A 14,163-nucleotide genomic window follows, 5' to 3' on the forward strand; every position below is an offset into this window, starting at 1 on the left:
TGCCAGCCGTCCTTCGCAGATGCGAGAACCGGGCCGATTTGTCACCGGCAGCGCAACGATCCGGCGTCAGCCCGCGATGCGATCCCGCAGGCGCGCCAGCGACTCGTCGCGGCCGAGCACGGCCAGCACGTCGAAGACCGGCGGCGAGGTGGCCCGCCCCGTCAGCGCCGCCCGCAGAGGCTGGGCGATCTGGCCGAGCTTGACCCCGGCCTCTTCGGCGAAGCGGCGCACTGCGGCCTCGGTGGAGGCGGCGTTCCACTCCGGCAGGGCCTCGAGTGCGGGAATCAGGCCGCGCAGCCGCTCCGGGGCGTCACCCGCGAGCAGGGCCTCCGCCTTGGCGTCGAGCGCCAGCGGGCGCGGGGCGTAGAGGTAGAAGGCGCTGTCGAGGAGTTCGACCAGGGTCTTGGCGCGCTCCTTCAGCCCCGGCATCGCCGCGATCAGCTTATCGCGCAGTTCCGGCGTCAGGTGTGGGGGCAAGCCGCGCTCGGGGCCGCGGGCCGGAAGGATCGCGTCGATGGCATCCGCCAGGGCCGCGTCTTCGCTGCCGCGGATGTAGAGGCCGTTGAGGCTTTCCAGCTTGGTGAAGTCGAAGCGGGCCGCCGAGCGGCCGATCGCCTTGAGATCGAAGGCCGCGACCATCTCCTCGGTCGAGAAGATCTCCTGGTCGCCGTGGCTCCAGCCGAGGCGCACGAGATAATTGCGCAGGGCCGAGGGCAGGTAGCCGCGGTCACGGTACTCCTCGACGCCGAGCGCCCCGTGGCGCTTCGACAGCTTGGCGCCGTCCGCCCCGTGGATCAGCGGGATATGGGCCATGGCCGGCACGTCCCAGCCGAGCGCCCGGTAGATCTGGCTCTGGCGGGCGGCGTTGGTGAGGTGGTCGTCGCCGCGGATGATCTGGGTCACGCCCATGTCGTGGTCGTCCACCACGACGGCGAGCATGTAGGTCGGCGTGCCGTCGGAGCGCAGCAGCACGAGGTCGTCGAGGTCGCGGTTGGCCCAGGTGACGCGGCCCTGCACGCCGTCCTCGACCACGGTCTCGCCCTCCTGCGGGGCGCGCAGGCGGATCACCGGTTTGACGCCGGCCGGCGCCTCGGAGGGATCGCGGTCGCGCCAGCGCCCGTCGTAGCGCGGCGCCCGGCCCTCGGCGCGGGCGGTCTCGCGCATCTGCGTCAGCTCTTCGGCGGTGGCAAAGCAGTGATAGGCGTTGCCCGAGGCCAGCAGGCTCTCGGCGACCGCGCGGTGGCGCTCCGCGCGGGCGAACTGGTAGATCACCTCCCCGTCCCAATCGAGGCCGAGCCAGCGCATCCCGTCGAGGATCGCGTCGATGGCTCCCTGCGTCGAGCGCTCGCGATCGGTGTCCTCGATCCGCAGCAGCATCTTTCCGCCGAAGCGGCGGGCGTAGAGCCAGTTGAACAGGGCCGTGCGCGCGCCGCCGATATGGAGATAGCCCGTGGGCGAGGGCGCGAAGCGCGTGACGACGGGTGCCGACATCGATCTTTTCTTGGAAAACCTGGGATTTCGGGAGGGCAGCCGCGGCCGCTCTGTCGCGGGCGTGTAGCACGAGGATGCGGATGCGTTAAGGAATCGTCATCGGTGCCGCGCAGGTTGGCACCGCGCCGGAAGCGGGGCAGGCGGCACCATGGCGAAGGACGGCGGCAGGGCGGTGCGGGGCGCGCTGCCCGCGCTCGCCGCCGGCCGGCTCCCCGCCCCCGCACGGCTCTTCGAAATCGCCACGGCCGAGTTGCGCGGCGGGCTCGCCCGCGAGGCGGAGCAGCGGCGGCTGTTTCCCTGGCTCGCGGTCGCCTTCGGAACCGGCATCCTCGTCTTCTTCACCGCCACCGACGGGGCGCCGTCCCTCGCCGCGCCCCTGATCGCGGCAGGCTTCTGCCTCGGATCGACGCCGTTGCTGCGGGCGCGGCCGGTCGGGCTCGCGCTGATGCTCGGCCTCGCCGCCGCCTTCCTGGGATTCGCCGCGGGCGTCTGGCGCGTGGCGTCGGTGGCCGGGCCGGTGCTCGCGCGCACCACCATCGCCCCGCTCGCCGGGACCGTGGAGGCCCTGGACGAGCGCGAAGGCGGCGCCCGGCTGATCGTGCGGGTCGAGCGCTTCGGCGATCTCGCGGAAGCCGCGCGCCCGCGGCGGGTGCGGGTCTCCTACCGGACCGTGCAGGTCGTTCGGCCGGGCGACGCCATCCGCGCCACCGCCCGCCTGCTGCCGCCGCCGGAAGCCGCGCGGCCCGGCGGCTACGACTTCGCCCGGGACGCCTATTTCCGCGGCATCGGCGCGGTCGGCTCGCTCACCGGCAAGGTGGAAATCGTGCCGCAGACCGTGCCGCTCGCGACCGACCTCCGTCTCGCGGCCTCGATCGACGAGGCACGCAACACGCTCACCCGCCGCATCACCGAGGCGATCGGCGGGCAGGCCGGCGCGGTCGCCGCCGCCCTGGTGACGGGAAAACGCGGGCTGATCTCGGAGGAGACGAACGCCGTGCTGCGGGCGGCCGGCATCTACCACGTGGTCTCGATCTCCGGACTGCACATGGTGCTGGCCGCGGGCGTGGTGTTCTGGCTGGTGCGGGCGGGCCTCGCCCTGGTGCCGATCCTGGCGCTCGCCTTCCCCATCAAGAAGGTCGCGGCGGGCGCCGCGATGCTCGGCGTGACGGCCTATTGCGCCTTCTCCGGCTGGGACGTGGCGGCCGAACGGGCCCTTATCATGACGCTGGTGATGCTCGGCGCGATCCTGGTCGATCGTCCGGCGCTCAGCATGCGCAACCTCGCGCTCGCCGCCATCATCGCGCTCGCCCGCGAGCCGGAGGCCCTGCTGGGCCCGAGCTTCCAGATGTCGTTCGGGGCGGTGGCCGGGTTGATCGCCTGCGCCCCGCTCCTCGACGGGCGGCTGTTTGCCCGGGAGGGGGGCTCATGGCTCACCCGCGCGCTATCATGGCTTATGGCGGTCAGCGTCGGCACGTTGGCGACGACGCTGGTCGCGCAGATCGCCACCGCGCCCTTCGCGACCTATCACTTTCAAACGGTGCAGCCCTTCGGCCTCGTCGGCAACGCGTTGACGCTGCCGCTGGTCTCGCTCGCGGTGATGCCCGCGGCGGTCGTCGGGATGCTGGCCTATCCCTTCGCCCTCGACAAACCGGTCTGGTGGCTGATGGGGTTGGCGGTCCGTGGGATGCTCGACATCTCCACCTGGATCGCGAATTTCGGCCAAGCCAACGTGGTCTTGCCGGCTTTCGGCACAGGGGCGCTGACGCTGCTGGCGCTGGCCTTGCTCGTCGCAACGCTGCCGGTCTCGCGCCTGCGAGTCTTCGCCGTCCTGCCCGCTGCGCTGGGCCTCGCTCTTGCGGCGAGCCCGTCGCGCTTCGATCTCTACATCGATCGCGACGGCGCCGGGGCGGCGCTCCGTGGGGCGGATGGGCGGCTGGCCGTACTCGGGCGCCCGCCGGGCTTCGTGCTGGAGCAGTGGCTCAAGGCCGACGGCGATGACCGCCGGGCCGCGGCGGTGAACGGCGGCCCCGGTATCCGCTGCGACCGCCTCGGCTGCACCATGGCGGCCCCCGACGGGCGCAAGGTCGCCCTGGTCACCGACAAGCGCGCCTTCGCCGAGGATTGCGCCCGCGCCGACATCCTGATCAGCCGCCTCACGGCCCCGTCGGGCTGCGCCGCGCCGCTGCGGATCGACCGTGCCCATCTCAGCGCGCACGGCGCCACCGCGATTTGCCTCGGACCGACCGGCCCCGAAGTCGTCACCGCCCGCGGCGCCGGCTCGCCCAAGCCCTGGCAGGAGCGGACCGCTACGGGACCGCCCGCGACTCCACCCGCCGCCAACACCGAGGCAGCCGCCGAGCCGACCGAGCCCGCGCCCGATCTGCCTCAGTAGCGGCGCACTAGACTGACGAGCTTGCCCTGGATGCGCACCCGGTCGGGCCCGAGCACGCGGGTCTCGTAGGCCGGGTTGGCGGCTTCCAGCGCGATCGAGGAACCGCGGCGGCGCAGACGCTTCAGCGTGGCCTCCTCGTCGTCGATGAGCGCGACGATGATGTCGCCGTTATTGGCGGTCTCCTGCTTGTGGATCACCACCAGATCGCCGTCGAGGATGCCGGCCTCGATCATCGAGTCGCCGCGCACTTCGAGCGCGTAATGCTCGCCCCCAGCCAGGAAGTCCGGCGACATCGCGATGGTGTGGCTCTGGCTCTCGATCGCCGAGATCGGCGTGCCGGCGGCGATGCGGCCCATCACCGGCACGATCACAGGGCGACCCTCGCCGTCCTGAGCCTGGAGCAACGGCGCCTTCGGGGCCGGCGGCTTGCCGGCGAGCCCACCCTCGACCACGCTCGGAGTGAAGCGGCGCGGCTCGGAGGCGGGAGCGGCCGGCTTGGCGGCCGGCGCATCGGGCATGCGAAGAATTTCCAGGGCACGGGCGCGGTTCGGCAGGCGACGCAGGAAGCCACGCTCCTCCAGCGCCATGATCAGACGGTGGATGCCGGACTTCGACTTGAGATCGAGGGCGTCCTTCATCTCGTCGAAGGACGGCGGCACGCCGCTCTCCTGCATCCGGGCCTGGATGAACTGGAGCAGTTCGAGTTGCTTGCGGGTCAGCATGCGGCACCTGAAGTCGAACGCGGCCGAAGCGCGGCCCGATCACGAAAAACAAATCGCGAACAGGCTAGACGTTCCCCACCTGTTCCGCAAGGGCGCGCTCGGCCGTTTCGGTGCTGCGCGGACGCTCGAAACGTCAAAAGAAAAGGGCGGCGGAGCCGAAGCTCCACCGCCCCTCGTGCGGATCCGGAACTGGATCAGGCGGGAATCACGTCCACGATCTCGTAGGTGTCGGGATCGATGATGACGATGTCGTCGCGGACCAGGATGAACCGGAAGCCGCGATAGGCCGGCACCAGGGTCACGATCGCCGGCGGCAGCGTGTGGAGCGTAATCGAGCGCGGGATCGCCGTGCCGACGCTGAGCCCGAAATTCACGTTGGTCACCCGCGTGACGTTCGTGCTGGTGATCGATTGGCGGAACTCGGTGCGCTGGGTGCTGCTCAGGCTGCGCGAGGCGCCGCGGGCCTCGGAGACGTTGCCGCCGCGGCCGCCCCGGTCGGCAGCGCCATCCCGGCCACCGCGTTCGCCGCGCTCGGCCCCGTCACGACCGCTCTTCTCGCCGGCCGCGTCCTTGCCGCCACGTTCGCCGCGCTCGGCGCCGTCACGGCCTCCACGCTCGCCCGCCGCATCCTTGCCGCCGCGCTCGCCGCGCTCGGCACCATCACGGGCCCCCTTCTCGCCGGCCGCATCCTTGCCGCCGCGCTCGGCGCCGTCACGACCGCCCTTCTCACCCGCGGCGTCCTTGCCGCCGCGCTCGCCCGCCGCGCCCTTGCCGCCCGGCTCACCGCCGCGCATCGCGCCACCGGCGCCACCGGCGCCACCGCCTTCGCCGCCGCGCATGGCACCGCCCGCGCCACCGCCTTCACCGCCGCGCATGGCGCCGCCTGCACCGCCCGCGCCGCCGGCCTCGCCGCCGCGCATCGCGCCGCCACCGCCGGCTCCGCCGCCGGGACCACCCGCGCCGCCGCCCGCACCTCCGGCACCCATCCCGGCGCCCCCGCCTGCACCACCTCCGGCAGCGCCACCCGCGCCACCGCCGGCGCCACCGCCCCCAGGGCCGCCCTGCGCGAAGGCCGTCGCGGCGCCGAGCACGAGGATGGCCGCCGTCGCCGTGCTGCGTAAGAACTTGCTCATGGTTCGCTTCCGTCCCCTACGCGACGCTGCCCACAGCGTCGAAACCGGCCTCGCAACGGCCGGTGCGGACAAACCGTTCCGCGAATCGCTCGCGTTTTCCGCGTAATGACTGGACGAACGTGGCCGTGAGCCGGCGTAGTTGCCGTGTCGGCCCACGCGACCAGCATCGACCGAGCCTGATCTTGCCGACATTTCGACGATCATAGATCAATATTTGAAGTGCCGGTGGGGGACGGTGGCGTGGCAGGATGTGCGTTCCTGTCTCGCGTGAGACAGCCGTCGCGGCGGGCCCGCCGCTCGGAGCATGGGCCCGGCGGCCTTCGGAGAGAACCGCAGCCCCACAAGACCCATCGGCGATGATCCTGCTCATCGCCGATGGCCCCCGCGACGGCGGGGCGGCGGGCGTCCGCCGGACGCTCGGAACGGGACCATCGGTCCTGTTCCGTGCCACATGGTATCGGAGCCGAGAGAGCCGGCCCGGATTGCGAACGCGGGACGATTCTTCAGGCGAGATGCAACATGGCCCGCGCCTCGGCCGGCGTTGCCGGGCGGGCGCCGTGTTCGGCGCAGATCTCGACGGCGAGGCGCACGAGCGCGGCATTGCCGTCGGCGAGTTCGGTTTTCGAGAGGCGGATGTTGTCCTCAAGCCCCGTTCGGATGCCGGTGGCGCCGCGCGCCAGCGCCCAGCCGATCGCCTCGCGCTGGAACCGGCCGATGCCGAAGGCGCCCCAGCTGGCCTGCGGCAGCAGACGGCGTGTCTCGGTCAGCAGCAGGTCGAGGCAATGCGGGTCGGCCGGCATGGCGTCCGCGATGCCGAGCACGAATTGAACGTGGGCGCGCGCGTCGATGCGGCCGGCATCGATCAGGCGGCGGGCATTGTGGAGATGCGAGAGATCGAAGATCTCGATCTCCGGCCGCACCCCGTTCGTTCGCATCCGCTCGACGAGGGCGGTGTAGAGTGGGGCCGGGTTCTGGTAGACGCCGCCCGAAAAGTTGGTCGAGCCGGTGGTGAGCGAGGCCATGTCCGGCCGGTGGGCGAGGCAGGCGCCGCGCAAAGCCGCATCCGGCTCCGCGCCACTGGTTGAGAATTGGACGATCATGCCGGGGCAGTGGCGGCGGATGCCCTCCTGCACCCGGGCGAAGCGGTCGGGATCGTGGGAGGGGGTCTCGTCGTCCTCGCGCACGTGGATATGGGCGAGGGCGGCGCCGGCCTCGTAGGCGGCCTGGGTCGATTCGATCTGCTCGGCCGGGGTGATCGGCACGGTCGGGTTGTCGGCCTTGCAGGCGACCGAGCCGGTGATCGCCACCGTGACGACGACGGGCCGCATGATCGTTTCTCCTACCCCAGGGCCTCTTCGACGGCCCGGCCGCAGGCGGCGGTGTCGGCGTTGCCGCCGAGATCGCGCGTGCGCAGGGTCTTCTCCGAGAGCACCCGCTCGATGGCCGTGACGATCTCGGCCGCCGCCTCCCGCTCGCCGAGATGCTCCAGCATCATCGCCCCCGACCAGATCTGGCCGATCGGGTTGGCGAGCCCCTGGCCGGCGATGTCGGGGGCCGAGCCGTGGACCGGCTCGAACACCGAAGGGTACTGGCGCTCCGGGTTGATGTTGCCGGAAGGCGCGATGCCGATGGTGCCGGTGCAGGCCGGTCCCAGATCGGACAGGATGTCGCCGAAGAGGTTGGAGGCCACCACCACGTCGAACCGGTCGGGGTTCAGCACGAAATGCGCCGTCAGGATGTCGATGTGGTATTGGTCCCAGCGCACGTCCGGGTAGCTCTCGGCCACCGCCCGCACCCGCTCGTCCCAGTACGGCATGGTGATCGAGATGCCGTTGGACTTCGTGGCCGAGGTCAGGTGCCGCTTCGGCCGGCTCTGCGCAAGTTCGAAGGCGAAGCGCAGGACGCGATCCGTGCCGTGACGGGTGAAGATCGATTCCTGCACGGCGAATTCGCGGTCCGTGCCGGGAAACATCCGGCCGCCCGCGTTGGAATACTCGCCCTCGGTGTTCTCGCGGACCACCCAGAAATCGATGTCGCCGGGCTCGCGGCCGGCGAGCGGGCTCTTCACGCCCGGCATCAGCCGCACCGGCCGCAGGTTGACGTATTGGTCGAACTCGCGCCGGAACAGGATCAGCGAGCCCCAGAGCGAGATGTGGTCGGGCACCCGGTCCGGCATGCCGACGGCGCCGAAATAGATCGCGTGGTGCGATCCGATCCGCGCCTTCCAGTCCTCGGGCATCATCCGCCCGTGGGCCTCGTAATAGTCGCAGGAGGCGAAATCGAACCAGTCCTGACGCAGCTCGAAGCCGTGGCGCCGGGCCACCCGCTCCAGCACGCGCACGCCCTCCGGCACGACTTCCTTGCCGATGCCGTCGCCGGGGATGACCGCGATGCGATAGCTGCGCTTGCCGTCCGTCACATCATCCTCCGCGGCGCGACCTTTCGGCCTCAGTTGCGCCGCAGGGCCCCGGCGTCAATGCCGGGCGAGGCGAAGCGGTGTCAGTTGATCGAGCCTGTCGTCTCGCCGGGGCAGGTCTCGAGACGCGAACGCAGGACGCGCCGGAGGCGCACGGCCTGAGAGCCCGCGGCGCTGTCGAGGGTCCCGATCAGGGCTTCCGGCCCGGCGGTGCCGTGGAAGCTGACGAGCCCGGCCTCGGTCTCGACCCGGAAGGCGACGTCCTTGGTAGCGTCGTCCACCGTCACCGTGGTGAGAACCGGCGCCCGCAGGCCCGCGCCCTCGTAGATCAGGCCGTCGCCGTTGGGCGAGCGCTTGAGGGTGATGCGCCGCCCCGCCTGCGCCCCGTCCTCCGGCATGGTGCAGAGGTCGGCATAGACCCAGGTGCCGGAGACCCAGCCGGGCCGGGCCTCGGCCGCACCCGAAAGTGCGATGCCGGACCCGACGAGGATGCCGAGGAGGCTACGGTGCAGCATCGTCATCCCGGTCTCATCCTCGATCAGGCGGCACGTCGGCCGCGACGAGAACCGAAGATGCCGGGCCGCCGCGGGTTCCCCCGGCCCAAGCAAGAGCCGTGCGAAACGACACGCACGGGAAGCGGGCTCAGCGCGCGTTCCAGGCGGCGCGGCCCTCCCGATCGAGGGCCTCGAACTCGTCCGCGCTCAAGCGGACCTCGGCACCCGCGGCGTTCTGGGCGAGATGGTCGGGATCGCCCGTGCCGGGGATCGGCAGCATCACCGGCGAGCGCCTGAGCAGCCATGCCAGCGCCACCGCTCCGGCACCGACGCCGTGGCTCCCGGCGATGGTCGAGAGCGCGGAGGCCGGCCCGGCGAGCGCACCCTTGTCGAGGGGCGCCCAGGGGATGAAGCCGATGCCATCGGCCTCGCAATGGGCCAACACCGCCTCGCTGGTGCGATCGACGAGGTTGTAGCGGTTCTGCACGGTCGCGACGGGGAAGAAGCGTTGGGCCGCCTCGATCTCCTCGACGGAGACTTCCGAGAGGCCGACATGGCGGATCAGTCCCTCCTCCCGCATCCGGGCGATGGCCGCGAACTGGGCCTCGCGCGGGCAATCCGGGCCGATGCGGTGGAGCTGCCACAGGTCGATGCGCTCGACGCCGAGCCGCCGCAGGCTCATCAGCACGCATTGGCGCAGGTAATCCGGGTTGCCCACGGGCCGCCAGATGTCCGGCCCGTGCCGGGTCAGTCCGCCCTTCGTGGCGATCACCAGCCCGTCATAGGGGTGGAGCGCCTCGCGGATCAGCTCCTCGCTGACGAAAGGGCCGTAGCTGTCGGCGGTATCGATCAGGTCGATGCCGTGGCCGGGTACGGCGCGCAACGTGGCGAGCGCCTTCCCGCGATCCGGCGGGTCGCCCCAGATGCCGGAGCCGGTGATCCGCATCGCCCCGAAGCCGAGGCGATTCACGGTGAGGTCGCCGCCGATGGCGAAGGTGCCGGAGGCCGTCACGCTGGTCGTGCCGTGTGTCGTGCCGCGTCTCATGCCGCGTCTCATGCCTCTTGCCCTGCCTGTTTCCCTGTCCGGGTCGCGATCCGGTCGTCGAGGCAACCCGGACAGGGGCGGCGAGGTCCCGGATCAGGCCGGCAGCCACTCCCCCTTGTCGGTGCGGCAGACCAGAGCCGTCGGCAGATCGGTGGCCCCCGAGCCGCCGATGGAGGCCGTGGTGTCGAGGGCTCGGCACACGCGACCGGCCTGGGCGGTCTGCGGCGCGGCCGCCTGCGGCCGAACCGTGATCGCGCGCGCCTTGCCGTCGTTGCCGGTGTAGCTGAGGTAGCGCGGCTGGTTGCTCGCGGCAGCGGCGATCTGCGCGTTGCGGATGCGCTCCTTGTCCTGCGCGTCGAGGGCGGTCAGGACGGCGCAGCCGACGCCGCCGACGGCACCGCCGATCAGCGCGCCCGCCCCCGCGGCCCGTCCGCCCCCGGCTGCCGCGCCGATCAGGGTGCCGACCACGGCGCCGCCGATGGTGGCCGCGGCGCAGCGCCCGATCGCGTCGCCGACCGGATCGACGGCGCCGACCGCCGCCGATCCGGCTTGGCGCGAACTCGTGCATCCGGAGAGCGGCCCGGCCAACAGGCCGCCCACGCAGACTGCGATGCCGGCTGCCTTGAAGGACTTTCGCAACATCGTAAAACATGCCCCCGGGCCGTCTTGTCCGATGGACGGCGGCGCGACCCTCACCGCCTCCAAAGCGTCAAAACTGTCCGTCCTCGACCCGCTCGATCTCGAAACGCAGATCCTCGCGCTTCGCCGCGTTCGATCCGCCGAAGACGACGCCGGGGTCCGAGATCCGGCCGGTGGCGGTCGTCCCCTTGAGGGTCAGTTCGAGATTGCGCGCGCCGCCGAAGGGGAGCTTCGTGCGGTTCCTGGGCTCGCCCTGCGGGTCGAGGAACCAGACCTGCGCGAAGCGGCCGTCGCCGCGGACCTCGCAGGTCGCGCCGCGGCACAGCATCTTGCCGAAGACGGGCGTCGCGGTGCTCTTCGAAAAGGTCGTCTCGATCCAGCTGTTGACGAGGTCGCCCTGCGCGGTCGCCGCGAGCCTGAGCTGGAGCGGGATGCGCTGGTCGATGTAGTCGATGAAGCCGGCATAGGCCCGAAGGGTGGCGGGCTCCGGCTGAAGCCGCGGCAGACCGTCGGAGCGGGCCGCGGCGAGGACGCCCTTCGCGCCGAGGACGAGTGCGCGGGCGAATTCGAGGCTCGCCCCCTCCCCCAGTTGCGCACCCGCGAGGTAGACCTCGGCCCGGCCGAAATCGAGGCCGCTGCGCTCGGCCAGCGCGAAGCCCTTCTCCCGTGCACCGGCGGTCTCCGTCGCCTCACCCTTGGGCACGACCTGGAACGGACTGACCACGATGAAGCGCGGCAGGCCGTGGTTCGGATCGGCGAGCCGACCGCCGTTCAGGAGCGCCCGCAACACGCTGCCGGGCTGCACCGGGACCGCCGCGATCGCCTCGGCGCGCTTGGCGACCTGGGCCAGGGCTCGGGCGAGACCGTTGGAGAAGGCTTCGCGGGTCTTCTTGAGTCGGGCGCCGCTGTCGCCTCCGGTGAAGACGTCCCATTGCGTGTCGGCCGCGCGCGCCCGCTCGACCTCCTCGCTCGGGAGGTTGGGTGAGCAACCGACGAACAGCGGCGTCATCTCGCTGCCGTCGCGGCGGGCGACCAGCAGGGTGAGGCGCTCGCGCGGCGCCAGGGTGCCGGTGCCGACCTCGCGGGCATCCGCCGCCTCGACGACGATGCGCTTCCAGAGGGCGTTGCCCTCCGGCTTGCCCTCCACCATCGCCTCGTCGAGGACGATCACGGTCTGGCGGAGCGGCTTCGGCTCCTTGTCGCGCGGGCAGGCCGCCTCCTGGCGCAGGGCTTCGTAGCCGGTGAGCCCTTGGGCCGCGATGCCGGGCGCCGTCGCCGCGAGAAGGGCGAGGATGGGGAGGGCGATGAGGCGCATGGAGGAGCCGTCCCAGGTCAGACGTAGCCGAGGTGGAGGCGCTGGCGCAGGTAGGCCTCCCCGTCGAGTTCGCGCGTCGTGTCGACATCGCCGGAGGTCAGATCCTCGTAGACGAAGCGCGTATGGATTCCGCGCTGGCGCGCCTGCACGAGGAGGCGGCTGCGGTAGTTTTCGAGCAGCGCGAGCACCCGTGCATCGAGCTTGCGCACCTCCTCGAAGCCGGCGCGATAACGGGTGTGGTTAGGCAGGCTCTTGGCCTGGTCCGCCTCGCGGCGGTCGGCCTGATCGCGGGCGCGCTGCGCCTCCTCGATGCGCTGGCGCTGCTTCGGCTCCAGCAGGGTCCGGTAGCGCTTGCGCAGCCGCGCGCGCAGCACCTCCAGCCGATGGCGCTCCTCCATGAAGCTCGGGACCGGATCGTGGAACACGATCGCCCAGGCCAGACCGATCGCGTAGACGAACACGTTCATGATGAGGGCGAGCCCGTAGATCGAGACGGTGCTGGCGCCCTCCTCGCCGAGCGCCTCGGACCGGGCGACCGCCTCGGCCACGAGATAGGAGCGGCTGAACACGATCGCCGCCGCACCGATCACGAGCAGCATGACGCCGACGCCGAGCAGCCGCAGGCTCTCGGCCTTGAGCCGACCGGTCACGTTGTCGCCGAAGCGCTCGTTCCACTGCCGGATCACCTGGCCGATCAGGTGGCTGGAGAAGGCGAGGCCGAAGGCGATCAGGGTGACGCTGATCGTCGCGAAAGCGGGGGTGAGGAAGTCGATCTTGAGGAAGGCCGAGAGGTTGACGGGGTATTCGGCCATCACGAACAGGAACAGGCCGAGAAAGTAGAAGCCCGGCCGCCAGGCCTGGGCGTCGCGCCCGTGCTCGGCGCGCTTGCGCTCGTACTCGGTGTGGAGCCGGCCGATCTCGCTGTTGAGATCGATGATCTCCTTGCGCTGGAAGAAGTTCGCCCGCTCGGTGGCGAGGTGGGCCTGCTTGGACTGCTCGATCCGGTCCTTCTCGGCCTCGACCAGGAAGCCCTCGTTGCCCGACGAGGTCTTCACCTCGGCGAAGGCGCGCCGCACCTCCCCGAGGGCGGATTGCCGGGCGGAGGACACGTGCTGCTGGTACCAGGTTTGCATCGCACTGGTGAGGAGCGCCGGGCACTCGGCGCTCGCCCCTTGAGGCGCGGAGAGCGACAGGAGCGTCTGCTCGGCCTCCGCGTCGAGGCGTGCGCCGAGATCGCGCGCGAGGGCGCCGTCGGTGGAGACATCCAGGGATTGATACTCGGCCAGACTCATGGAGCAGGGACTCTTTGAAGCGGGACTCATCGCTCGAGCGTCTCGACGAGCACGCGCTGCTCGCGCAGGTCGATCAGGACGGGATCGTTGCGGGTGATCGTCACCTCGACCGGCATCCGCTTCGGCGGCGGCTCCACCGGACTGCGCGGCGTCGGGACGGGCTCGATGGCGGCGGGCGACGACTCCGGGAGCGCGACGGTCTGGCGCGTTCCCAGAGGCACGAAGGTGCGATCCTCGATCACGACCGACGCCCGGACGCCGGTCCGGGGCAAGACGGGCGGCGGCTCGACCGCGACGACGGGCCGATCCGGCCGAGAGACCTCGGTTCTGGCCACCGGGTTGGCGAAGACGCCGGGCAGCCGGTCGAAGGCCTGGAGGCAGACCTGCCGCTGCATGTCGTCCGCCCCGGCGCAAACCAGGGAGCGCTGCCGCGACAGCCAGGTGCTGACGGCCTCGGCCTTGCGCCCGAACAGGAACTCGACGCGGCGGTTGCGCGCCATGCCGGCTTCGCTCGTATTGGGCGCAAGCGGGATCGCCTCGCCGAAGCCGACCTCCCAGATCTGCGCCTGCCGCACCTTACGAGCGTGGAGGGATTGGGCGACGCTGTGGGCGCGCCGGACGGAGAGATCGTAATTGTACGCGTCGCCCGCGCGGGAATCGGTGTGACCGGCGACGAACACCGCGGTGTCGGCGGCCTCGCCGCGCAGGGCTTCGGCCACGACCTCGATCACCGCCTGCCCTTCCGGGCGCAGAACGTCCGAATCGGTGTCGAAGAAGACACGCTGGTCGAAGACCCAGCGGGAGACGGGAATATCGACTGGAATCGAGGCGGGCAGCGAGGCCCGGTCGATCCGATAGGTCACGATCCGCGGCGCCCTGCCGAGGCGTTGCAGGGCCAACGCACCCAATCGGCGGACACGATCCTCATGCTCCATCTCGACGGTTTCGGGCCAGGTCAGAACCCGCACCGGCGGTCCGCCCTGTGCGCGGGCCACGCCGGAATCGACGAGGAGGGCGGCAGCGGCCGCCAGCACCATCCCCCCGCCTCTCCACCGCTGCGTCGCCACCGAAATGCCCCGAACCAACCTGAGGTACGGGAATAGTTGCGATCAAAACTCTACGTCAACGATCCGAGCGGCGTTTACTTGAGGTTAAGTCGGGCCGGCGTGTGCCTGTCGCCCTTTTGCAACATCGGACGAGGCGAAAAAAAATGCCCGCTCCGGG

The 14,163-nt window shown here is 71.3% G+C and carries 14 protein-coding genes; 3 read left to right on the forward strand and 11 right to left on the reverse strand.

Features of this window, described 5'->3' with window-relative positions:
* Positions 1-66: 66 nt before the first annotated feature.
* Positions 67-1,491 carry a glutamate--tRNA ligase gene (gene gltX / locus BM140_RS08125; RefSeq protein WP_091943875.1) on the reverse strand — a complete coding sequence of 475 codons (1,425 nt, stop codon included), beginning with the start codon at positions 1,489-1,491 and terminating at the stop codon, positions 67-69.
* Between the two features lie 148 nt (positions 1,492-1,639).
* Between gltX and BM140_RS08130 the strand changes: the two genes are divergently transcribed.
* On the forward strand, positions 1,640-3,883 hold the full coding sequence (locus BM140_RS08130) for a ComEC/Rec2 family competence protein (RefSeq protein ID WP_091943878.1): 2,244 nt from the start codon (positions 1,640-1,642) through the stop codon (positions 3,881-3,883).
* Here the strand turns inward: BM140_RS08130 and lexA are convergent.
* Positions 3,877-4,605, reverse strand: a complete 729-nt coding sequence (gene lexA, locus BM140_RS08135; protein ID WP_091943881.1) for a transcriptional repressor LexA — start codon at positions 4,603-4,605, stop codon at positions 3,877-3,879. The genes BM140_RS08130 and lexA overlap by 7 nt on opposite strands.
* Before the next feature lie 194 nt (positions 4,606-4,799).
* Positions 4,800-5,048, reverse strand: coding sequence for a DUF1236 domain-containing protein (locus BM140_RS26720; RefSeq protein ID WP_483127899.1), 249 nt, complete (start codon positions 5,046-5,048; stop codon positions 4,800-4,802).
* Here BM140_RS26720 and BM140_RS26725 point away from each other — a divergent pair.
* Positions 5,016-5,726: a hypothetical protein gene (locus BM140_RS26725; RefSeq protein ID WP_483127900.1), complete on the forward strand. Its 711-nt coding sequence runs from the start codon at positions 5,016-5,018 to the stop codon at positions 5,724-5,726. The two genes, BM140_RS26720 and BM140_RS26725, sit on opposite strands and share 33 nt — an antisense overlap.
* Positions 5,701-5,844 carry a hypothetical protein gene (locus tag BM140_RS26730; protein ID WP_483127898.1) on the forward strand — a complete coding sequence of 48 codons (144 nt, stop codon included), beginning with the start codon at positions 5,701-5,703 and terminating at the stop codon, positions 5,842-5,844. Before BM140_RS26725 ends, BM140_RS26730 begins: the two co-directional genes overlap by 26 nt.
* A 397-nt stretch (positions 5,845-6,241) precedes the next feature.
* Here the strand turns inward: BM140_RS26730 and BM140_RS08145 are convergent, their stop codons facing one another.
* The 8 genes from BM140_RS08145 to BM140_RS08180 form a co-directional block, all read right to left on the reverse strand.
* On the reverse strand, positions 6,242-7,066 hold the full coding sequence (locus BM140_RS08145; protein WP_091943889.1) for a 3-oxoadipate:acetyl-CoA acetyltransferase: 825 nt from the start codon (positions 7,064-7,066) through the stop codon (positions 6,242-6,244).
* Between the two features lie 11 nt (positions 7,067-7,077).
* Positions 7,078-8,157 (reverse strand): tartrate dehydrogenase, encoded by a 1,080-nt coding sequence (locus tag BM140_RS08150; RefSeq protein ID WP_091943891.1) that lies wholly within the window; start codon positions 8,155-8,157, stop codon positions 7,078-7,080.
* Between the two features lie 80 nt (positions 8,158-8,237).
* Positions 8,238-8,675 (reverse strand): hypothetical protein, encoded by a 438-nt coding sequence (locus tag BM140_RS08155; RefSeq protein ID WP_091943894.1) that lies wholly within the window; start codon positions 8,673-8,675, stop codon positions 8,238-8,240.
* Between the two features lie 121 nt (positions 8,676-8,796).
* Positions 8,797-9,693, reverse strand: coding sequence for an aldo/keto reductase (locus tag BM140_RS08160; RefSeq protein WP_091943897.1), 897 nt, complete (start codon positions 9,691-9,693; stop codon positions 8,797-8,799).
* Between the two features lie 93 nt (positions 9,694-9,786).
* The gene (locus BM140_RS25795; RefSeq protein WP_091943900.1) at positions 9,787-10,335 is read right to left on the reverse strand and encodes a hypothetical protein; all 549 of its coding nucleotides are present in this window, start codon (positions 10,333-10,335) and stop codon (positions 9,787-9,789) included.
* A gap of 67 nt (positions 10,336-10,402) precedes the next feature.
* Complete coding sequence (locus tag BM140_RS08170) at positions 10,403-11,647, reverse strand: hypothetical protein (protein WP_091943903.1); 1,245 nt, start codon at positions 11,645-11,647, stop codon at positions 10,403-10,405.
* Between the two features lie 17 nt (positions 11,648-11,664).
* The gene (locus BM140_RS08175; RefSeq protein WP_091943906.1) at positions 11,665-12,939 is read right to left on the reverse strand and encodes a hypothetical protein; all 1,275 of its coding nucleotides are present in this window, start codon (positions 12,937-12,939) and stop codon (positions 11,665-11,667) included.
* Between the two features lie 26 nt (positions 12,940-12,965).
* On the reverse strand, positions 12,966-13,976 hold the full coding sequence (locus BM140_RS08180) for an OmpA family protein (protein ID WP_091943909.1): 1,011 nt from the start codon (positions 13,974-13,976) through the stop codon (positions 12,966-12,968).
* Positions 13,977-14,163: the final 187 nt, after the last annotated feature.

This window comes from Methylorubrum salsuginis, assembly GCF_900114375.1.
In the GTDB taxonomy this organism is placed as follows: domain Bacteria; phylum Pseudomonadota; class Alphaproteobacteria; order Rhizobiales; family Beijerinckiaceae; genus Methylobacterium; species Methylobacterium salsuginis.